18 protein-coding genes and 1 pseudogene are annotated in these 20,213 nt (G+C 72.5%); 9 read left to right on the forward strand and 10 right to left on the reverse strand.

The window, feature by feature from the left end; all coding sequences use genetic code 11:
• Window positions 1–351: hypothetical protein (locus tag AB0M30_RS29925; RefSeq protein WP_364590268.1), on the forward strand; the 351-nt coding region annotated here is incomplete at its 5' end.
• Between the two features lie 30 nt (window positions 352–381).
• Here AB0M30_RS29925 and AB0M30_RS29930 read toward each other — a convergent pair.
• On the reverse strand, window positions 382–1,317 hold the full coding sequence (locus AB0M30_RS29930; RefSeq protein ID WP_364590271.1) for a M protein: 936 nt from the start codon (window positions 1,315–1,317) through the stop codon (window positions 382–384).
• Between the two features lie 120 nt (window positions 1,318–1,437).
• The gene (locus tag AB0M30_RS29935) at window positions 1,438–2,157 is read right to left on the reverse strand and encodes an MgtC/SapB family protein (protein WP_364590274.1); all 720 of its coding nucleotides are present in this window, start codon (window positions 2,155–2,157) and stop codon (window positions 1,438–1,440) included.
• A gap of 110 nt (window positions 2,158–2,267) precedes the next feature.
• Between AB0M30_RS29935 and AB0M30_RS29940 the strand changes: the two genes are divergently transcribed.
• Entirely contained in the window at window positions 2,268–2,924 is a 657-nt protein-coding gene (locus tag AB0M30_RS29940) for a maleylpyruvate isomerase family mycothiol-dependent enzyme (protein ID WP_364590276.1), read from the forward strand.
• Window positions 2,925–3,127: 203 nt separating this feature from the next.
• Here the strand turns inward: AB0M30_RS29940 and AB0M30_RS29945 are convergent, their stop codons facing one another.
• The 3 genes from AB0M30_RS29945 to AB0M30_RS29955 form a co-directional block, all read right to left on the reverse strand.
• On the reverse strand, window positions 3,128–4,456 hold the full coding sequence (locus tag AB0M30_RS29945) for a CopD family protein (RefSeq protein ID WP_364590278.1): 1,329 nt from the start codon (window positions 4,454–4,456) through the stop codon (window positions 3,128–3,130).
• Window positions 4,453–5,025: a hypothetical protein gene (locus AB0M30_RS29950; RefSeq protein WP_364590281.1), complete on the reverse strand. Its 573-nt coding sequence runs from the start codon at window positions 5,023–5,025 to the stop codon at window positions 4,453–4,455. Before AB0M30_RS29950 ends, AB0M30_RS29945 begins: the two co-directional genes overlap by 4 nt.
• Before the next feature lie 92 nt (window positions 5,026–5,117).
• A complete protein-coding gene (locus tag AB0M30_RS29955) occupies window positions 5,118–5,807 on the reverse strand; it encodes a winged helix-turn-helix transcriptional regulator (RefSeq protein WP_364590283.1) in 690 nt (229 codons plus the stop codon).
• A 236-nt stretch (window positions 5,808–6,043) separates the two neighbouring features.
• Here AB0M30_RS29955 and AB0M30_RS29960 point away from each other — a divergent pair.
• The 3 genes and pseudogenes from AB0M30_RS29960 to AB0M30_RS29970 all read left to right on the forward strand — a co-directional run bounded on the left by AB0M30_RS29960 (window position 6,044) and on the right by AB0M30_RS29970 (window position 11,245).
• A pseudogene (locus AB0M30_RS29960) lies at window positions 6,044–8,354 on the forward strand (TOMM precursor leader peptide-binding protein).
• Window positions 8,355–8,405: 51 nt separating this feature from the next.
• Entirely contained in the window at window positions 8,406–9,866 is a 1,461-nt protein-coding gene (locus tag AB0M30_RS29965) for a SagB/ThcOx family dehydrogenase (RefSeq protein ID WP_364590286.1), read from the forward strand.
• A gap of 62 nt (window positions 9,867–9,928) precedes the next feature.
• Window positions 9,929–11,245: a histidine kinase gene (locus AB0M30_RS29970; protein ID WP_364590288.1), complete on the forward strand. Its 1,317-nt coding sequence runs from the start codon at window positions 9,929–9,931 to the stop codon at window positions 11,243–11,245.
• On the opposite strand, the gene AB0M30_RS29975 is transcribed toward AB0M30_RS29970, so the two are convergent.
• Both AB0M30_RS29975 and AB0M30_RS29980 read right to left on the reverse strand, forming a co-directional pair.
• Window positions 11,187–11,792 (reverse strand): response regulator transcription factor, encoded by a 606-nt coding sequence (locus AB0M30_RS29975; RefSeq protein WP_364590291.1) that lies wholly within the window; start codon window positions 11,790–11,792, stop codon window positions 11,187–11,189. The genes AB0M30_RS29970 and AB0M30_RS29975 overlap by 59 nt on opposite strands.
• A 195-nt stretch (window positions 11,793–11,987) precedes the next feature.
• Window positions 11,988–12,734, reverse strand: coding sequence for an AraC family transcriptional regulator (locus AB0M30_RS29980; RefSeq protein ID WP_364590294.1), 747 nt, complete (start codon window positions 12,732–12,734; stop codon window positions 11,988–11,990).
• A gap of 113 nt (window positions 12,735–12,847) precedes the next feature.
• Here AB0M30_RS29980 and AB0M30_RS29985 point away from each other — a divergent pair, with 113 nt between their 5' ends.
• Window positions 12,848–13,372, forward strand: coding sequence for a hypothetical protein (locus AB0M30_RS29985; protein ID WP_364590297.1), 525 nt, complete (start codon window positions 12,848–12,850; stop codon window positions 13,370–13,372).
• Between the two features lie 209 nt (window positions 13,373–13,581).
• Here the strand turns inward: AB0M30_RS29985 and AB0M30_RS29990 are convergent, their stop codons facing one another.
• Together AB0M30_RS29990 and AB0M30_RS29995 are read right to left on the reverse strand one after the other, a co-directional pair.
• Window positions 13,582–15,924 (reverse strand): histidine kinase, encoded by a 2,343-nt coding sequence (locus AB0M30_RS29990; RefSeq protein WP_364590300.1) that lies wholly within the window; start codon window positions 15,922–15,924, stop codon window positions 13,582–13,584.
• Window positions 15,925–16,084: 160 nt separating this feature from the next.
• Complete coding sequence (locus tag AB0M30_RS29995) at window positions 16,085–16,597, reverse strand: DUF899 family protein (protein WP_364590303.1); 513 nt, start codon at window positions 16,595–16,597, stop codon at window positions 16,085–16,087.
• Window positions 16,598–16,746: 149 nt separating this feature from the next.
• Here AB0M30_RS29995 and AB0M30_RS30000 point away from each other — a divergent pair, with 149 nt between their 5' ends.
• Window positions 16,747–17,367 (forward strand): L-threonylcarbamoyladenylate synthase, encoded by a 621-nt coding sequence (locus tag AB0M30_RS30000; RefSeq protein WP_103343279.1) that lies wholly within the window; start codon window positions 16,747–16,749, stop codon window positions 17,365–17,367.
• 33 nt (window positions 17,368–17,400) lie between these two features.
• Here AB0M30_RS30000 and AB0M30_RS30005 read toward each other — a convergent pair whose 3' ends face one another.
• Window positions 17,401–18,099, reverse strand: coding sequence for a maleylpyruvate isomerase family mycothiol-dependent enzyme (locus AB0M30_RS30005; protein ID WP_364590306.1), 699 nt, complete (start codon window positions 18,097–18,099; stop codon window positions 17,401–17,403).
• Window positions 18,100–18,236: 137 nt separating this feature from the next.
• On the opposite strand from AB0M30_RS30005, the gene AB0M30_RS30010 reads away from it, so the two are divergent.
• Both AB0M30_RS30010 and AB0M30_RS30015 read left to right on the forward strand, forming a co-directional pair.
• Entirely contained in the window at window positions 18,237–18,626 is a 390-nt protein-coding gene (locus AB0M30_RS30010) for a YciI family protein (RefSeq protein WP_364590308.1), read from the forward strand.
• Complete coding sequence (locus tag AB0M30_RS30015; RefSeq protein WP_364590311.1) at window positions 18,623–19,864, forward strand: DUF6596 domain-containing protein; 1,242 nt, start codon at window positions 18,623–18,625, stop codon at window positions 19,862–19,864. Before AB0M30_RS30010 ends, AB0M30_RS30015 begins: the two co-directional genes overlap by 4 nt.
• The last annotated feature ends 349 nt before the right edge of the window (window positions 19,865–20,213 follow it).

Below are 20,213 nucleotides of genomic sequence, written 5' to 3' on the forward strand. Positions count from 1 at the left end.
TCAGTGGGCGCGGCCCGGCCACCGCGGGTCACGACCGGCACCTCGGCCGGTGACTTGGATCCGTCGTTCATTTCGCTCAAGGAGCGGGCTCCGGTGGGCGCGGCCCGGCCACCGCGGGTCACGACCGGCACCTCGGCCGGTGACTTGGATCCGTCGTTCATTTCGCTCAAGGAGCGGGCTCCGGTGGGCCCGGCCCGGCCACCGCGCGTCACGACCGGCACCTCGGCTGGGGACCGGAATCCGTCGTTCATTTCGCTCAAGGAGCCGGCTTCAGTGGGCGCGGCCCGGCCACCGCGGGTCACGACCGGCACCTCGGCCGGTGACTTGGATCCGTCGTTCATGAGGCCGTGACCTGCTGCGATGCCGTGGCGCGGGCCGACGTCAACCGACCGCGTCGGTCAGGTCTTCTGCGGGTGACCGCCGCTGGATCGGCACTCTTTTCGACATCGGCAGGGTGGCTTCGGGGTCGAACGCGGCCGGCCGGTCGTCGAGGGCGATCGCCGCGTCCGTCAGGAGGCTGCGGCAGCCGGTCAGGCTCGCCTTCAGCTTGTCGCGGACCTCGGCCAGCGCCGTCACCTCGCCCTGCGCCGCCGCGACCAGCGTTTCTCCCTGCCGGGTGGCGTCGGTGACCAGCTGCCCGGCCTTCTCCCGCGCCGAGGCCAGCTCGCTTTCGGCCGTCGTGACCAGGGCTTCGCCGCGCTGCTTCGCTTCGGTGACCAGCTGGTCGGCCTTCGCCCGGGCGGCCGCTTCCTGCTCGGCCAGCTCGCGCATCGCGCCGGCGCGGCGGACCGTCATGGCGCGGGTGTGGTCCTCTTCCAGCTGGGCCCGGCGGTGCGCCGCCGCCTCGTCGAGCTCACGGCGGCGCTGCTCGGCCGCCCGCATGAATTCCTCGTGCTCGGCGCGCTGCCGCTCGCGCTCGGCTTCCGCCTCGGCGACGAGCAGGCGTTCCTTCTCGGTGAGCCGGACGGCCTCCGCCTCGGCTTCGCGCCGGATCCGCTCCGCCGTTTCCCTTGCGTGCGCGGTGATTTCCGCCGCTTCCTCGCGGGTCAGCTCGATCATCCGGCGCGAGCGCTCCTGCAGGGCGTCCGCGGGGATCGGGGTCATGCTGATCCGGTCGATCTTCACGTTCAGCTCACGGTTCTCCTCGGCGAGGACCGCCCCGCGCCGCCGCGCGGCGTCGCGTTCGTCGGTGAGTCTGCGGATCTCGGCCTCGGCCCAAGCGACGTATTCCGCGACCTGCGCGCGATGAAAACCGCGCCACGCCAGGTCGAATTCAGGCAACGCGAGCGCCACGTCCTCGCCACCGCCGGGGGCCATGCCTCACCTCCGAATTGGATGGTTTCTCCTCGGTCGCGCGTTTTCCTTGCGACACCGGGGCTTTCCGTGTGCTCCCCAGTGTGCCGCAAACCCGCCTCCGCGCGCTGCCCGGGCGGGCGATCATTCGTCGAGCGGTTCCCCGAGGCCGGTGGACGTACTCCGGACGCCGGGCAGCTCGGCCAGTTCGGCGGCGAGATCGTAGAGGTCACCGCGGCCGTCCAGGCGCAGCGTCACGACCGCGATCCGTTGCCCTTCCTCGGAAAGGGACTCGTGGTCGACCTCGACGTGGTGCACCGCCCACCTGCGCCCGGTGCACACGGCCAGCGCCGCGCGCAGCACGCCGTGGCCGTCGAGGTAGCTCAGCCGGACCACCGGTGGTTCCCGGCGGTGCCGCGCGACGAACCGCTGCAACGGCGGGAAGCCGCGCGTCACGACGAAGTGCCCGATCGTCGCGCCGGCGGCGAGCACCGGCAGCCCGGCACCGCACGCGGTGCCGACCGCGGCGGTCACCCAGATCGTCGCCGCCGTGGTCAGCCCGCGCACCGCGTCGCGGCGGACGAAGATGAGGCCGCCGCCGATGAAGCCGATGCCGGAGACGATCTGCGCGGCGATCCGCGACGGGTCGAGCGAGACGTGGTCGAAGCCGAGCAGGTCGGCGAACCCGTACTTCGAGACCAGCATGAACACGGCCGAGCCGACGCCGACCAGGCTGTGCGTCCGCAGGCCGGCGGCCTTCATGCCGGCCTCGCGTTCGAGTCCGATGGCGACGCTCAGCACGAGCGCGAGCAGGACCGGCGGCAGCAGGCTCCACTGCGCCGGCGTGGACCACAGGGTGGGCAAGACCACGACCTCCCGGGATCTTCCGGTGGCGGCAGGCGGGGAGAACCGCCGGGGCCGCCACCTGGGCATACTGGGGTGGACGCACCGATCGTGCCAGGTGAGGGGGACCCGTGACAGTTCCGGACTTCGTGGGCTACCGGGCCGTGCGGCGGGGCGTCCGCGCCCTGCTCGCGCCACGGCCTGAGGAGCACCTCGCCCCGGTCCCGGCGTGTCCGGAGTGGACGGTCACCGACCTGCTCGGCCACCTCGTCGCCATCGCCGGGCGGGTGCTGGAGCGCCACGGCGGCAGCCCGGCGGAGCTGCCCGGCACCGCGGGGGTGCCGGAGCTGCTCGACCACTGGGACGCCCTCGGCGAGCAGCTCGACCCGCGGCTCGAAGAGGCGGGCGGCCGCGAGGGCGACGTCATGGTGATGGACGCCTACACCCACGAGCTGGACTTGTGCGCGGCGCTCGGCGTCGCCCCGCCGGAGGAGCACGCGGCCTGGGCGCGGAGCATCGAGGTGCTGGTCAGCGGGCTGTCGGGCTCGATCGAGAAACGCGGGTTGCCGCCATTGCACCTGCGCACGACGGACGGCGCGGAGTGGACGGCGGGCCCGGGCCGGCCGTCGGCGTCGGTGACGGCGCCGCGGCACGAGCTGTACCGCGCTCTCGCCGGCCGCCGATCGCCGGCCCAGCTCACGACGCTGGAGTGGAGTGGCGAGCCGGAGCGCTGGCTGCCCGCGTTCACGTGGGGACCGTTCAGCCCGCCGGAGCTCCCTGGCGTGTGAGCTGGCCGGTGAAGGGGACGGGTTCGGTGGGGCGGCCCGGCCGCGCTCGCTTGGCGTGAAGCTGGGTCCTGGGTGGGTTGCGCCGGCCGCCGGTGGGGCCGCTTGGCGTGGGGTCGGATTGCCGATCGGCTTGCTCAGCCCTTCTCGCTGGCCAGCGAGAAGGGCTGAGCAAGGTCTCACCCAGGACCCAGCGCTGGGACCCCTCAGCCGCCGGGCGGGGTCACCGTGAGGAACGCCGCCAGGGCCAAGACCACCGCACCGAGCACGACCTCCGCCGCCACCGTCTGGCGTAGGCGGCGCAACTGCGTCGTCGCCGTCTTCGTGGCCCCCTCGTCCCGCTTCGTCAATCCCTCGCGCACCGCGCGGCGGGAGCGGCTCGCCACCGCCAGCAGCACCGCGAGACCGGCGATCTTCAGCAGCACCAGCAGGCCGAAGGTGGTCGTCCAGAGCGTCGACAGCGACGGCATGATGCGCAGCGCCAGCACGGCTCCGCTGAGGGCGATCGCCGTCACCGCTCCGGCCGCCAGACGGGAAAAGCGGGCCGCCGACGGGGCCGGGTCCTCTTCCGGGGACGGGCGGTGCAGGCACAGGGCCAGCTGAACCAGGCCGCCCACCCAGATGGCGACCGCGCCGAAGTGCACCAGGTCCGCCGATACCGACACGAACATGATCGGGTCGGCGACCGGGTGACCGGTGGCCGAGAACGTCAGGAGCACGAGGAAGCCGGTCACCATGGCCAGGTTTTCGTAGCGGGCGCGCAGCCGTTCCGGCAGCTCCGGCCGCAGCAGCCTCGGCAACAGCAGCGCCAGCACCGCCACCGCTGCCAGCCGGAGCAGCAGCAGCTTCCCGTACGCGACACGCAGCGTGTCCGCCAGCAGTCCCGTGTCGAACACCGCTTCGAGGTTCCGCCCCGTCGCGTACGGCCCTTGCAGCACGAACGCCGCCACGGCGGTCGCCGCGACCAGGCCGGCGCCCCAGTTCAGCAGGCGGCGGGCGCGGGGGTCGGTGCGGGCGGCCGGGCGGCACAGCACCACGAACGCCAGCCCGCCCAGCAGCACGACGCCGAGGTAGGCCAGCCAGCGCGCCGCCGTCGAGACCACGTCGACCGCCGTGTCGGTGCCCGTCGACGCCGATACCGCACCGGCCGAAGTCACCAGCGGCCCGGTGCCCACCACGAACGCGAAAGTGCCGCGCACCGGATGCGAGTCGGCCGAGACGAACGCGTATTCGACCAGGTAGCTGCCGTCCGGCACGCCCGGCTTGAGCCGCACCGCGAGCTGCTCGGCGACGTCGCCGGGCTGGAACACCGGCCCGGCGTCGACCTGCTTGCCGGCGAGGTCGACGACCTTGATCGACCCCGGCTGGATCCCGACGTTCTCCGACAGGGTGACCGACACCAGGGGCGGCGCCGCGCTCAGGCGGGCGCCGTCCCCCGGGGCCGACGAGACGATCTCGACGTGGGCCGAAGCCGGCACGGCGCCGAGCACCAGCCAGCCCAGGAGGAAGGCCAGCAGGGCCAGCGCGCGCTTCACGACGTGGCGAGGGCGGCCTTCGGCAGCCCGCAGACGCAGCCGGTCAGCTCGTGTTCGGCGGCCGAGGCCCGCCGGTGCAGGATCACCGCGACGATCATCGGGATGGTGACGATCGTGTTGTAGAACAGGTGCAGCTCCACCCGGGGCACGAGCAGCTGGATGATGCTGGTGGGCACCTTCTGCCCGGCCAGCCGCCAGCCGGACTGCGCCTGGATGAACAGCAGCAGGTGCTCGATGTGGTGCCAGAACTGGATGGCCAGCGCCAGGTTCCACCACTGCCGCGACCGGCCGGCGAACCCGTGCCGCAGGACCCACAGGAACACCAGCATCACCAGCGCGTAGCCGTAGTGCAGCCATTCCTGCGAGATGAGCCACGGGAACGGCATCCCGAGCACCCCGCGCGCCCGGGCCACCGGCCAGCCGAGCGCGTAGATCTGCACGGCCTGCACGATGTGCTCCGCCCAGTGGGCGATCACCACCGCCATGAACACCGCGAGTGCTTGGTGGTGATGGCGGCTGTTGAGCCCGGCCAGGAATCCGCCGGGCCGGGTGTTTTCGAAAGTCGTCATGCCGAACCCCAGGGTTGTCGTGATCAGCGTGGCGCCTCGACGATAACTGCGTCGCGCACCGCGGCATTACTCCGAATTGCCCCTTCCGGCGATCAGAAGAAGGAAATCCCCTCCGCCGGCTCCGGCTTCGGCGGGATCCGGAACATCTTGGTGAACAGCTCCAGGTGCTCGAACTCGCCTTCGATCCGCAGCCGCCCGGACGCCATCGCCTCGGCCGCCGTCAGCTTGCCGTTGATCAGGTCGATCAGTTCCGGCCCCTGCGGCTGGATCACCAGGTCGGCGGCCGGGTGGTCGCCGGCGCCGACCTTCAGCGCGCCGTCGTCGACCATCGCGTGGATGACCAGCGAGTCGCTGTGGCGCAGCACGTACGTCAAGCTGACGCCCTGCGCGGCTTCCTCCTGGAACGTCGTGTACATCGCGAGGATCGCGGCGTCGGTGGTGAAGACCGCGCCCTCGGCCGGGTACCCGAGCGAGCGCGCGCCCCACAGCGCGAGGTCCAGCAGGATGTGGTCGAGCTCGCTGCCGTACTCGGTCAGCTCGTAGACCAGGCCCGCGTCGAGCTGCGGCAGCACCCGGCGGCGGACCACGCCCGCCTGCTCGAGCTCGTTGAGGCGGGAAGACAGGATGCTGGCCGGGATGCGGGGCAGCCCCCGCAGCAGGTCCCGGTACCCTTTCGGGCCGAGGACCAGGTCCCGGATGACGAGCAGCGACCATCGTTCCCCGACGATCTCGAGGGCGCGCGCGAGGCCGCAGAACTGTCCGTAGGTGCGAGTGGTCGTCATACCCGATCCTCACTTGATTCGGTCGATCGTGCCGCCGGGCACTTTGCCCTCGCGAACCAGAGTGACGAACCACCGGTGACGCCGACCAGTGTGCTAAACCCCGTTCGAGCGTGTTTTTTCCACGAATGCGCGTGAATTTCGCATGTCCGGATCGGTGTGCGGAGCACTGGCCGCAGGTCGGCGCCACGGAGAAGAATCCGGGTTCTCCGATCGCGCGCACCGAACGAGGAGTGCAGATGAGCGGATCAGCCGTGCAGCCCGCCCGCAACCGGGCTCGTTCCGGGGAACCGCCGCCGGCGGAGACCCGCGTGCTCGCCTTCAAACGGCACCTGCGCGCCGAGGTGTCCGCCGGCCACGGCGCCTACCTGTTCTCCGAACGGGGTGTCATTTCCATGCGGGGGGCGCGGATCGAATCGCTCGCCCCGCTGCTGGACGGCACCCGCGAGCTCGGCGAGGTGCTCCGCGCCCGGCCGGCCGGGATGACACCCGAGGAAGTGGCGGCGATCGTCGCCCAGCTGGTGGACGAAGGCCTGGTCTCCGTCCGCCCGGTGCCCGGGCCGGGCGTCGACGAGCGGGAGCTCGCCTACTGGGACGCGTGCGGCATCGACGCCGCCGGGATCACCTCGGCCGCCGCCCGGCCCGGCGTCCGGCTGGTCGCGGTCGGCGAAGACACCGACGCGGGGCCGGTCGAGCGGGCACTGGCCGTCCCCGGCCGTGGCGGCCGCGCCCGCCACGGCCGGGGACGCGGACCTGGGCATCGTGCTGTGCACCGACTACCTCGACCCACGGCTGGCGGAGGTCGACGCCGACTACCGCCGGACCGGGCGGCCGTGGCTGCTGGCCCGGCCGTTCGGCGCGCAGGTGTGGATCGGGCCGGTGCTGCGCCCCGGCGACTCGGGGTGCTGGCACTGCCTGACCAACCGGCTGTGGGGCCACCGCCACGCCGAGGCGTGCGCGCAGCAGGTGCTCGGCCACGAAGGTCCCGCGCGCCGCCCGACGGCCGCGCTGCCGTCCCTGTCGGCCGCGGCCGCGCACCTGATCGTGCTCGAGGCCAGCAAGTGGCTGGCGGGCTACCGCTATCACGGCCAGCAGTGCGTGTGGGTGCTCGACACCCTGGACATGCAGGGCACGCTGCACGAGCTGCGCCGCCGGCCGCAGTGCCCCGCCTGCGGGGATCCCACGCTGGTCGCGGCGCGCGCGGCCCGGCCGATCCGGCTGGAACCGGCGCGCAAGACGACGGCGACCGGCGGCGGTCACCGCACCTCGACACCGGGGCAGATCCTCGAGCGGTACGGGCACCTGATCAGCCCGATCACCGGCGTCGTCAAGGAGATCCGGCGCGATCCGGCGGCCCCGCCGTACGTCAACGCCTACCGCTCCGGCCAGAGCGTCGCCCGCGGCATCACCGGGGTGGCCGGGATGCGGGCCGGGCTGCACGGGGAGAACGGGGGCAAGGGGACCACCCCGCTCGAGGCCGAGGTCAGCGCCCTGTGCGAGGCGGTGGAGCGCTTTTCCGGCAACTACCAGAGTGACGAGCTGCGGATCCGGGCCCCGTTCGCGGACCTCGAGGAGGCGATGCACCCCAACGACTGCATGCTGTTCGCCGACCGCCAGTACCGCGAGCGCACCGCCTGGAACGCCGGGCACGGCTCGTTCCAGCACGTCCCCCACCGGTTCGACCCGGACGCGGCGATCGACTGGACCCCCGTCTGGTCGCTCTCCGGGCGCCGCCGGCTCCTGCCCACGGCGTACCTGTACTACGGGGTGCCCGCCGAATCCGGTGGCCGCGGCCTGGCCACGGACTCCAACGGGGCCGCGGCGGGCAGCAGCCTCGAAGACGCCGTCCTGCAGGGCACGCTCGAGCTCGTCGAGCGGGACGCCGTCGCGCTGTGGTGGTACAACCGCACGCCGGTGCACGGCGTCGACCTCGATTCGTTCGAGGACGGCTGGCTGGCCGAGATGGTCGGTCACTACGCCGGCCTCGGCCGCGAGATGTGGGTCCTGGACGTGACGTCGGACCTCGGCGTGCCGGTGTTCGCCGCGGTCTCGCGCGGCACCGGACGGCCGCACGAGCACATCATGTTCGGGTTCGGCGCCCACCTCGACCCGCGGATCGCCGTGCGGCGCGCGGTGGCGGAGCTGAACCAGATGCTGCCGGACCTGCTGCGGCAGGGACACGGCATCGGTGACCCGGACGCGGCGCGGTGGCTGGAGTACGCGACCGTCGCCAACCAGCCGTACCTGATGCCGGTCGCGGGCGAGCGGACGCGGACCCCGGCCGACTTCCCCTACGTCCACCGGCCGGACGTGCGCGACGACGTCTTCGCGCTGGCCGGGGCGCTGAGCGAGGCGGGCAGCGAACTGCTCGTCCTCGACCAGACGCGTCCCGACGTCGGCCTGCCGGTGGTCAAGGTGCTGGCCCCCGGCCTCCGGCCGTTCTGGGCCCGGTACGCGCCCGGCAGGCTGTTCGACGTCCCGGTGCGGCTCGGCCGGGTGGCGGAGCCAGTGCCCTACGAGCGGCTCAACCCGTTCCCGATGTTCCTCTGACAGCTGCCGGGTCGGGGCGGGCAGTTCCGTCGTTTCACCTAGGAGTGCGCCTTGGTTGCCGAGAACCCGCCCAAACAGGCCGAAACGGTGTGGCTGTGGTCGTTCACGGAGGACACGCTCCTCGAAACGGACGACGAGGGCACGCTCGTCGCCATCACGTGGTGGGGCGAGTACGAGTTCCGCGGCACGGCCACCGGCGTGCAGGAGTCCCTCGCGCGCCTGGCGCTCGGGCCGGTGTCCATGGCGAACCTGGTGGCCGCGGACGGGGCGGGTGCGGACGCCTGGCGGCTGTCGCTGCGGCGGGTGCTGACCCGGCTGTCCGGTTCGGTCGTGCACTCCCTCGCGCTCAACGACGGCCGCGGGCCGGTGCTGTCGGCGATCCCGGTCGCCCAGTCCCCGGCCTTCCGCGCCGGGCCGCTGCCCGCCGGGCGCCGGGTGCGGCTGTCCCGGTTCGCCGCCCTGCGGGCCGACGGTGGCGTCCTGCTGGCCGAATCACCCGTGGCGCCGTACAAGGTCGCCCTGCTCCGGCCGCCCGCGGTCCTGCTCGCCTCGTCACTCGCCGCGCCGACGACCGTCGACGGGCTGGCGTCCGTCACCGGCGTGGCCGCGGCGGTGGTCGCCGACGTGGTGGAGTTCCTGGTCGCCGCCGGGCTCGTGCTCCTCGCCGACGCTCAGGGCCACTTCACCGAGTACGGCGGTCCCGGCACGGCGGCCTGGTCGCACGACGACCTGATGTTCCACGCCCGCAGCCGGACCTGGCAGATGCCGTCGTCGCCCGAGGACGGCGACCATCCGCCCGGCGCGGAGCCCCCGATGCTCAAACCGGCCGCCGGCGGCCCCTCCTTCCCGCTCGACCGGCCCGAGCCGGCCGCACTGGCCGCCGGGGACTCGACGCTGACCGCCCTGCTGGAGACCGATTACGTCTGTCCCACCGTCAGCGACCGGGACCTGTCCGCCCGGCAGCTCGGCGAGTTCCTGTTCCGCACCGCACGGGTGCGCTCGATCGGCCCGACCGGCCTCCCCGGCGGCCGCTCGCACCAAGCGACGCAGCGGCCGTACTTCAGCGTGGCCTGCCTGTACGAGCTCGAAATCTACGTCGGCGTAAACCGCTGCGCCGGCCTCGCCCGCGGCATCTACCACTACAACCCGCTGTGGCACACCCTCACGCTGATCAACGACGACCCCGCCGTCCTGGACGGCCTCCTGGACATGGCGATGGTCGCCGCGGGCAGCCACCGCCGCCCGGCGGCGCTGCTGACCATGACCGCGCGGATGTCCCGGATCGCCTGGGCGCTCGGTGGTGCGGCCTACGCGACGACGCTGCTGCACCTCGGCGCGTTGCAGCAGGTGTTCTCCTTGGTCGCCAGGGCCATGGGCCTGTCGGCGCACGCCGTGCCCGCGGACTCGGGTGACCGCGTCGACCGGGCGCTCAAGCTGGCGTGGCCGGCGGAGGTCAGCGTCGGTGAATGCGTCCTCGACTTCCCATCCGGCGGACGCGTGAACTCGGCCTGACAGCCGCGGTCCGGCTGTTACCCTGCACTTCAGGGCACGGCACTTTTCTGGGGAGGCGGTGCGTGATCGCTGACGCGGTGGTGCAGGAAGCAAGACTGCGGTCGTTGTATCCGAAGCCGTCGAGGAAGGCGGCGCGGTCCCTGCCGGGCACCACCGCGGAAGGATTGCCGGAAGGCGGCTTCCCGGCCCGCCTGGTCCACATCGTGCACAGCGCCCTCTGCCTCGGGATCGGTGTGCTCGGGCTGCTCGGGCCGCTGCGAGAGGCCCGATCGTGGCTGCCGGCCTTCGCGGCGTGCGGCTACGCCGTGGTGCTGGTCGTGGTGCACGTGGCCGGCTTCTGCTACGGCAGTGCCCGGTTCCGCGGACCCGCCCTGGCGGCGCAGGCCCTGCTCGGCCTGCTGCCGGTGCTGCAGCTGGGCGCCGCTTGGAGCCCGCTCGCCTGCTTCTTCGCGGGCAGCGTGCTGCTCGTGGCGAGGCCGGCGGTGTCCGTGCCGGTGCTCGTGCTGGTCACGGCCGGGGCCGCGCTCCTGACCGCGGGAGCGTGGACACCGGTGGTGTCGGTCGCCGACGGCGTCCACGGCGGGGTGCTCACCGCGGTGGCGGCCGGAGTCGTGTTCGGCCTCGCGTGGTTCAGCCGGCTGGCCGCCCGGTACGAGGTCGGCGGGCGCGAGCTGACCTCGCGGGCGATCGCCGAGGAGCGCCTGCGGTTCTCCCAGGACACCCACGACCTGCTGGGGCTGAGCCTGTCCGCGATCACCCTGAAGATCGAGCTGGCCCGCCGGCTCGTCGACACCGAGCCGGACCGGGCCAAGACCGAGCTCGCCGAGCTCGTGACGATCTCGCGCAAAGCTCTCGCCGACGTGCGCTCGGTCGCGGCCGGGAGCCGGCAGTTTTCGTTGACGGAGGAACGGCAGGCCGCGGCGGCGGTGCTGGAGACCGCCGGCGTGAGCGTGCGCTTCGGCCACAAGCTGCCGCACCTGCCCGAGCCGGTGGCCACGACGTTCGCGTCCATGCTGCGGGAAAGCGCCACCAACGTCGTGCGGCACAGCCAGGCGACGTGGTGCGAGCTCGCCGTCGGCGTGACCAAGGGCGAGGCCTGGCTGCGCGTCACCAACGACGGTGTCGTGCGGGACGCGGAGCAGAACGACGACGGTGAGGAGCACGGCGCCGGCTTGCTGAACCTGCAGGACCGGGTCGGTGCCCTCGGCGGCACCCTCACCGCCGGGGCCGGGGCCGACGGGACGCACGTGCTGAGCGCGGCCGTGCCGCTTCAGCCGTTCCTGCCGCCCCGGCGCGGCGCGCGGCTGGTCCCGGAGCGGCTCAGAGCCATTCGGCTTCCGTGGCGATCCGGATCGCGTGCACGCGGTTCCGGGCGTTGAGCTTCGTGACCGACGCCGCCAGGTAGTTGCGCACCGTGCCCGGGGACAGGAACAGGTCCGCGGCGATGTCGGCGACGTTGCGCCCGCGCGCGGCGAGCGCGAGGATCTCCAGCTCACGCGGTGTGAGCGGGCAGTCGTCGGCCTCCCAGGCCGACAGCGCCAGCTCGCTGTCGATGACCCGCCTGCCGGCCGCGACCGAACGCACCGCGTTGGCGAGCTTGTCCGACGGCGCGTCCTTGAGCAAGAACCCGTTGACCTTGGCGTCGAGCGCGCGGCGGACCGTACCCGGCCGGCCGAGGCTGGTCAGGATCAGGGTGTGGCACTCGGGAACGTGCTCGTGCAGCTCGGCCGCCGCGGTCAGCCCGTCCTTGCCCGGCAGGTCGATGTCGATGACGGCGACGTCGGGCTGGGTGGACTGGGCGGCGGGCAGGATTTCGTCACCGGAATCGACTTCCGCCACCACCTCGATGTCGGACTCCAGGCTCAGGAGGGCAACGAGCGCGCCGCGGACCATGTCCATGTCTTCGGCCAGCAAAACCTTTATCACACTGTGTTCCTCGCATCCCCCAGCCGAGCCAATTCCCCGCAGGAATTGTACGCCACCTTCCGGCCCCGCCGGAGAAATCACCCGATGGCGACGGCTTCGCCCCCGGGACGGTATTTCTGCCGTCCCGGGGGCGAAGCCACTCGGTAATCCTTTTCGCCGCGGACCCGGCCCGCGGCCGCCCCGCCGGCGGCCCGCTCAGACCGCGATCGCCCGGTGCGCCGGGGCCGGCGCCAGTTCGGGCAGGGCCAGCAGGACCGGCGGGTCGAAGCGGTGGCGCGGCCGCAGCCCCACGTCGGCCAGGTGCGCGGTCACTTCGGGCCGGACCCTGACCGGTCCGGACAACCCGGTCAGCGCGCGGGAACCGTGCTCGTCGAACACGCCGTGGGCGCAGGCGATGACGTACCAGGAGCCCTCCGGCACGTCGGTCAGCGCGTAGTGGCCGACGCCGCCCGGGAGGACCGTGTACCGGGCCGGCGCGCCTTCGGCGATCCGGGCCGGGAACAGCCCGACGAACACCGGGCCGCGCTGCCGGACGGGCGGGAAGGACACCCGTCCGCGCACCGTGCCCGTGCACTCCGGCGTGTCGCCGCGCTCGGGGAGCCGGTCGGGCCGCCCGCGGCGCCGCCGGAACCCCGTCGGGGAAAGGCCGACGCTGCCGCTGAAGCGGGCGCTGAACGTGCCCACGCTGTTGTAGCCGACCTGGTAGCTGATGTCGGCGACGGAGGCCGCTGTCGTGGCGAGCAGCCGCTTCGCCTCGGCCAGCCGCAGTGCCGAAAGGAAGCGGGCCGGGGACAACCCGGTCGCTCGCAGGAAGATCCTCGTGAAGTGGAACTTGCTGAACAGCGCGGCGCGCGCGAGATCGTCGACGGTGAGGTGTTCGCCCAGGTTGCCCTGCATAGTCTCGATGGCGCGTGCCACGGCCTGCCGCACGATGTGGTCCATGGTGGCCGCCCTCCGCTGGCCGGGTGCCTGCCGGGCGGGTTCCCTGCGAACGCGACCGACGGTGGCAGATTCGGTATGCCAGAACTGTAGGCGCGGAGCCGTCTACTTCTTAAGTGCTCATCGACACCCGTTGGGAATGGCTTTCGCAAGTGCCGGGTATGCGTTTCGCATATGTCCGCGGTGGGAGTGTTGAACCCCCCATGAGCGGGTATTCGCGCGGTGGGAGCGGTCCGGGTGGTGTGGGGGTTGCTCACGGATCGGTGACAAACGGCTACCGGCCGATGCGCACCGTCAGTGATCAGCCGCTCGTATTGGTCCGTTCGGGGGTAGGCAAGACGCTGTTCGGCTTAGCGGGAAGGCGCGAGGGTCCGGTGATGCGGGCACTGGCTGCCAGGCCCCCGATGAGCGGAATAATTGTTGACATGAAAAGAAGTTCACCAGCGACTGGGGAGTACACCATGAGTTCTCGGATTACCACTGACATCTCGGCCCTTTTCGGCGAGCTGGGTATCGACGTCCGCGATGTCGATGCCGGCCTCGTCATCGAGCGTTTCGAACTGTGGGGTCGTGAGTCCGCGGGGCACGAGGCGCCGATGCGCGGAACCATCTGCCGAATGGACCTCATGGAAGCCGCCTGACAGGCAGCGGGCGATCGGCCGGTCCGGCGAATTCACCACTCTCGGTAACGGCACGATCGCGAGACGGTATTTCGCTCGGCGGCCCGGTATTGCGGTCCGCCGTACGGAATGCTGCAGTGTCCGGAAAAGCTGTGCCCGGAAAAGCTGTGCGTCCCGGAAAGCCGGGTGTCCGGGAAAAGCTGTGCGCCCGGGAAATGCGAGCGCCGGCCTCAGGCCGGGACGACCGCATGCAGGCGGAACCGGCCATCGGGCTCCACGCCGGCCGTCAATTCGCCGCCGAGATCGGCCACCCGGTAGGACAGGTTGCCGATGCCGCTGCCTGGCGGCCGGCCGCACGGTGTGGAACCGTCGTGGACCGCCGGCGTGACTTTGCCGGGGCCGGCCACGCCGTCGTTGACGATCTCCAGGCTGATCCCGCCGGCCACCCGGCGCAGCGCGATGTCGCAGCTTTCGACCTGGCTGTGCCGGAGGACGTTCGTCACCCCTTCGCGCAGCACCACGGCCAGCACGGTGCGCACGGTGGAGGACAGGTCCTCGGAGAGCAGCGTCTCCATGCGGAGCCGGACGTCGGCCGCGGCGAGGACGGACCGCACCGTGCGGGACTCGTTCTCCAGGGACAGTTCGCGGTGGCCGCTGGCGACCGACCGCACGTCCGACAGCGCTTGGCGGGTGAGGCCGAGGATCTCGGTGAGCTCGGTCGCCGCGCGCCCGCGGTCGATCGCGAGCATGCGGGAGGTCAGCTCGCTCTTCAGCGCGATCGCCGAAAGGCTCATCCCGAGCAGGTCGTGCAGGTCGCGCGCGAACCGCAGCCGTTCCTCCGCGAGGGCCGTCTCGGCCAGCCGGCGGCGGGTGTGGTCCAGTTCGGCCACCAGCCGGACCAGCCACAGCAGGCCGAACACGGTCAGCCCGGTCATCACCGTGGCCGCCGTGAAGAACACCAGGGACGCGTCCCCGGTGCCGGCCCGGTACTCGATCCACGCGTACGCAGCCGTGTTCAAGGCGAAGAAGCTCCAGCCGGCCACCGGCGGGAGGACCAGCAGGGCCGTGCCGATCAGCAGGCCGGGGATGCTCACCCAGTCGTTCTTCAGCGGCAGCAGCGGCAGGTAGGTCAGGCAGGCCTGGACCAGCAGCATCCCGTAGGTCTGGGCCGAGCGCAGCGAGGTCGCCGGCCGGTTGAAGTAGGAGAACTGCAGGGTCAGCAGCGCGACGATGGAGCCGATCACCAGGGCGAGCCGCCAAGGTTCCGTGGTCAGCCGGAGGGCGTGCAGGGTCGCGCCGACGCCCATCAGCGACATGGTCGCCGGCAGCAGCCAGCGGAACAGCGTCGACTGTGGCCGGTCGGTTTCGCCGGGGTCGGCCACCGGCCGGTCCGGCCGGCCCGGGACCGGGAGCTCGACGCGCAGCACGAACCGGCCGTCGGGACCGGCCTCGGTGGTCGCCGTGCCCCCGAGCTCGGCCACCTCGCCGGGCAGCTTCGACAGCCGGCTGTCCGGCTCGATCGCCGCCCCGTCGGCCGCGACACCGTCGTTGACGATCTGCAGCGTGACCTTGTCGCCGTGCTGGACGATGTCGATCTCGCAGTGTTCGACGTCGCTGTAGCGGAGGACGTTGGTGACGCCCTCCCGCAGCACCCTGGCCAGCGTGGTCCGCGCCTGGACCGGCAGGTCGCCCCAGTCGAGGCGCACCTGGACGTCGATGTCGGAGGCGGCCAGCAGCGACTCGGCGGTCCGGGACTCCTTCTCCAGCGACAGCTCGCGGTACTCGCGGGAGACCGCCCGGACGTCGGAGAGCGTGCGTTGCGCGGTGGCGGTCATCTCGTCCAGTTCGGTCTTCGCCAGGTTCGGCGACTTCCGCAGCAGGTGGTGCACCAGCTCGCCCTTGAGCGCGATCGCGGACAGGCTGAGCCCGAGCAGGTCGTGCAGGTCGCGGGCGAACACCAGCCGCTGCTCGGCGACCGCCCGCCGGGCGAGCTCGGTGCGGGCCCGGTGCAGCTCGTCGACCATCCGCGCCAGCCGGGCGAGCTGGTAGAAGACCAGGCAGTAGAAGATCGAGGCGAGCGTGCTGTAGAGCGCGCTCAGCGGGTTGTTCTCGTAGATGGAGTAGGTCCAGGCGATGCTGACGCACACCGCGGCGAAGGCCGGCCAGGCGTAGCGGGCCGGCAGGACCAGCAGGACCGCGCCGCCGACGAAGTCCGGCATGTCGGCCCACAGCAGGCCGAAGGTGGGGATCGGCGCGTAGGCCAGCAGCACCATGACGCCGAGGAGGACCCGGCTGGTCGTCGAATCCAGCCGGGCCGACGGGCGGCTGAACCAGAGCAGCTGGATCGCCAGCAGCCCGGCGACACCGGCGATCCCGTAGCCGGCGTGGAGCGGGTCGACGGAAGCCGGCAGCAGATTGGCGAGCCCCACGACGCCGAACCCGGCGACCACCACGACGATGATGCTGGCGGCCAGGAAGGTCGCCGGCCGCCGCCGGTCCGCCTTGGTGGTGCCACGGGGCTCCACCGTGGCGGAGAGCGCCGCCGCGGGGTGGTGTCCGGCTCCCGGTGACATCTGCTCTGCGATCCTCCGGCGGTCGGCGAAGCACGGGTTCGGCCGGCCGGACCGGGTTTCCCGCGCCCGGCCGGTCGGGGGTCATCCCATGGAAACACGCCGGAAGCGCGTTCGCGCGATGGCCGGGCGCCGAGCCGCGCCGGGTGGGCGCAGCGCCGGTTCAGCGGACGCGCGGACCGCCGGCCACGCCCGCGAGGCAGAGAAAATCCAGGTACGGCACGGCGACCGAGCCGAGGTGCTGCACGAAACCCCCGTCCAGCCGGAAGAAACTCACCCCCGGCGCGTCTCCCCGGTCGTCGCCGCCGGTGCCGGCGAGGTGCCGCGTCGCCGGGAAGTCCGAGCCGAACGCCGTGCCCACGGCGGAGTACGCGGCCAGGTCCCAGCCGAAGTGGGCGCCGTACTGCGCGAGCTTCGCGTACGGGGCGTGGGAAACCAGCACCAGCCGCGTGCCGGCGGCGTGCATGGCCTCGGCGAGCTCGCCGGGTGCCACGGTGGCGCCCGGACGGCTGCGGTCGGGTACCGGGTGGTGCACGGCGAGCCGCCGGTACCCGGCGAACAGCCCGGCCAGGTCCACCTCACCCCCGGGGCCGGTGAAGCGGTAGTCCTCCGCCGGCACGACGCGGGGCCGGGCCAGCGGCGGGCGGGTGCGGTCGGGCAGCGCCAGTCCGTTCACGGTCGCCTCCTCGGAAAGCACAAGGGTCTGTCCGGATTATGCGGTCGCGGCCGGAGCGCCGTCACCGTCCGGGACGGTTCTGAGCACTGTGGAAGACGCGGGCGGGGTCACCGGGTGTCGCGGTCGGACCGAGGCCTAGGCTCGCGGTCATGGCCAGGTACTTCGACGTCCACCCGGACAACCCCCAGCGGCGCACCGTCGGCCAGATCGCGGAGCTGGTGCGCCAGGACGGCCTGATCGCCTATCCGACGGACTCCTGCTACGCGCTGGGCTGCCGGCTCGACAACCCGCAGGGGCTCGACCGGATCCGGGCGATCCGCCGGCTCGACCGGCGGCACCACTTCACCCTGGTCTGCGAGAACTTCGCGCAGCTCGGGCAGTTCGTGCACGTCGACAACGCGGTGTTCCGCGCGATCAAGGCCGCCACCCCGGGCAGCTACACGTTCATCCTGCCGGCGACCAAGGAGGTGCCGCGGCGGCTGATGCACGAGAAGAAGAAGACCGTGGGCGTGCGCATCCCGGAGCACGTCGTCGCCCAGGCGCTGCTCGCGGAGCTCGGCGAGCCGCTCGTGTCGAGCACGCTGCTCCTGCCGGACGTGCCCGAGCCGCTCACCCAGGGGTGGGAGATCAAAGAGGAGCTCGACCACGTCCTCGACGCGGTCGTCGACTCCGGCGACTGCGGCGTCGAGCCCACCACGGTGGTGGACTTCTCGTCGGGGGAAGCCGAGATCGTCCGCCGCGGCGCCGGGGACCCCGCCCGCTTCGAGTGACACTCCCCGGGCGGGGACTTCGAGGACGGTGTCCTAATCCGCTTCGGATGTCCAGAATGGATTGTGCCGCGCCCGCGCCAGTTCCGCCCAGCGGGTGGCCTCGCCCGCGGTGGTGACGGCCACCCGGGCGGGCGGGCGGCGGCCGGTGAACAGCAGGCAGAAGTCTTCGGCGGGGCCGGTCACCCGGTCCGCCGCGTCGGCCGGGCCGAACTCCCACCGGGTGCCGGACGGCGCCGTGAGCTCGAAGCGGAACGGTGCCGCCGGCGGCGGGCCGTGCCCGGTGTAGGCGTCGTCGCGGGTGCGCACGCCGTAGTAGGCGACGTGGCCGACGCTGTCGTTGCGGGGCAGGCGGACGCCGAGGACGTCGGCGATGTCCTGACCGCGGGCGAACACCGCGGTGAGCAGGGCGGCCGCGAGCACGGACGGCCGCACCGGGCCGCCCGGCCAGTCGATTTCCCCGTCCGCGGCGGCCAGCAGCTCGGTCGCCTTCCGGTGCTCCGAACGCCAGCCCAGGACGGCGTCCGCGAGTGTCCCCGAGCCGGTGATGGACGGGGCCGAGGCGCTGTCCTCGCCTTCGACGCTCAGCACCACCCGCCTGGCCACGACGGTGAGCTCGGCGAGGTGGCCGGTGATCACCCGGCCGGCGGGCAGCAGCACCTTCTCCTCGTGTTCGCGGACGAGTTCCGCGAGGGTGTCCGCCTCGGTACCGAGGTCGGCGTGCACGTCCTGCATGAGGCCTCCCTCCGGACGATGATCGAATGCCCGGATCTCGATGCTCCCGCCGGGGCGCGCCCGCCGACCACTCACAGGTTGCGGTGCCGGATCGGCTATGTTGCCACCAGGGCCGGCCGAACGCGGGGAGCCGTATTTTGAAGTACCTCTTGGCGATGTACATGAACCCGGAAGTCTGGGAGTCCTTGTCCGAGCAGGACAAGGACGACGTCATGACCGGCCACGGCGAGTTCATCCGCCGCATCCGCGAGTCCGGCGAGATGATCAGCACCCAGGCGCTCGACGCGCCGGCCAAGAGCGCCGTGGTGCGGGTGAAGAACGGGATGCCGGCGATCACCGACGGCCCGTTCGTCGAGTCGAAGGAGTTCCTCGCGGGCTACTACCTCGTCGAGTGCGCCAGCCAGGAGCGGGCGTACGAGGTGGCCGCGATGATCCCGGACGCGAAGATCGACGGGCTCGGCATCGAAGTCCGCCCGGTGGTGTTCTTCGCCGACTCGGAGACCGAATCCGAATTCGCCGGCGGGTGAGCCGGCCGGCGGACGTCGGCGAGCTGCTCCGGCCGCTGGTGCCGCGGGTGCTGGGCGTCCTCGTGCGCCGCTACGGCCAGTTCGACGCGTGCGAGGACGCGGTGCAGGAGGCGCTGCTCGCCGCGTCCGAGCAGTGGCCGAGCGAAGGCGTGCCGGACAACCCGCACGGCTGGCTCGTCGCCGTCGCGGCCCGCCGGCTCACCGACCACTGGCGCAGCGAAAGCGCGCGCCGCCGCCGGGAAGAGTCCGTCGCGGCGCGGGAACCCGCGGACGCCGCCGCGGTCGCCGGCCCCGGGGACCAGCCCGCGCCCGACCGCGACGACACGCTGACGCTGCTGTTCCTGTGCTGCCACCCCGCGGTTTCGCCGCCGTCGCAGGTGGCGCTCACCCTCCGCGCGGTGGGCGGCCTGACGACCGCCCAGGTCGCCAAGGCGTTCCTCGTGCCGGAAGCCACGATGACCCGGCGCATCACGCGCGCCAAGGAAAGCATCGCGGCCGCCGGGTCGACGTTCGGCGAACCGGCACCCGCGGAATACGCCGAGCGGCTGTCGGTCGTGCTCCAGGTGCTCTACCTGATCTTCAACGAGGGGTACACCGCGACGTCCGGGACGGACCTGCGGGTGCCGGCGCTCGCGCGGGAGGCGATCCGGCTGACCCGGGCGGTGCACGCGCTGCGCCCGGACGACGGCGAGGTGGCCGGGCTGCTCGCGCTCATGCTGCTCACCGACGCCCGCCGGGACGCCCGGGACGGGCCGGACGGGACGCTGGTGCCGCTGGCCGGGCAGGACCGCGGCCGCTGGGATCGCGCGATGATCGCCGAAGGCGCCGCGCTCATCGGCCGGGTGCTGGGGCGCGGTCCGGTCGGGGCGTACCAGGTCCAGGCGGCGATCGCGGCGCTGCACGACGCGGCGCCGAGCGCGGAGAGAACCGACTGGGTGCAGATCACGCAGCTCTACGAGGTGCTGCAGGAACTGGCGTCCAGTGCCGTGATCACGTTGAACCAGGCGATCGCGGTGGCCATGGTCGAAGGCCCGGCCCGCGGGCTGGAGCTGCTGGACTCCATCGCCGACGACGGCCGGATGAAGCAGAGCCACCGCTTCGACGCCGTGCGCGCGCACCTGCTGGAGCAGGCCGGCGAGCCCGAAGCCGCCCGCGAGCACTACCGCCGCGCGGCGCGGCGCACGGCGAGCCTGCCCGAGCGGCGGTACCTCGAGGAGCGCGCCGAACACCTCGGCTGAGTCCCGCCCCGGGGTCAGCGCGGGACTCGGCGCGGGATTCAGGGCGGACTCAGCGCAGGGCGATGCCCGCCGTGGGTTCGGGTGCCTTTTTGAGCTGGAAGAGCCGGGTGAACAGCTTGAGGTTGCCGAGGTTGTCCTCGAGCGAATGCTGAGTCCGCGCCCTGGGGTCGGCGCCCCGGGGTCAGCGCGGGACCCAGCGCGGGACCCAGCGCGGGACCCAGCGCGGGACCCAGCGCGGACTCAGCGCAGGGCGATCCCCGCTGCGGGTTCGGGCGCCGTTTTCAGGCGGAACAGCCGGGTGAACAGCTCGAGGTTGCCGAGGTCGCCCTCGATCGAAAGCTGAGTTCGC

It is taken from the genome of Amycolatopsis sp. NPDC051716, assembly GCF_040681595.1.
Lineage (GTDB): Bacteria > Actinomycetota > Actinomycetes > Mycobacteriales > Pseudonocardiaceae > Amycolatopsis.

Bases quoted from the DNA above. Each gene is read 5' to 3' on its own strand.
- AB0M30_RS29955 (WP_364590283.1), bottom strand. From the start codon at position 5,807: ATGACGACCACTCGCACCTACGGACAGTTCTGCGGCCTCGCGCGCGCC.
- AB0M30_RS29950 (WP_364590281.1), bottom strand. From the start codon at position 5,025: ATGACGACTTTCGAAAACACCCGGCCCGGCGGATTCCTGGCCGGGCTC.
- AB0M30_RS29930 (WP_364590271.1), bottom strand. From the start codon at position 1,317: ATGGCCCCCGGCGGTGGCGAGGACGTGGCGCTCGCGTTGCCTGAATTC.
- AB0M30_RS29990 (WP_364590300.1), bottom strand. From the start codon at position 15,924: ATGTCACCGGGAGCCGGACACCACCCCGCGGCGGCGCTCTCCGCCACG.
- AB0M30_RS30005 (WP_364590306.1), bottom strand. From the start codon at position 18,099: ATGCAGGACGTGCACGCCGACCTCGGTACCGAGGCGGACACCCTCGCG.
- AB0M30_RS29980 (WP_364590294.1), bottom strand. From the start codon at position 12,734: ATGGACCACATCGTGCGGCAGGCCGTGGCACGCGCCATCGAGACTATG.
- AB0M30_RS30000 (WP_103343279.1), top strand. From the start codon at position 16,747: ATGGCCAGGTACTTCGACGTCCACCCGGACAACCCCCAGCGGCGCACC.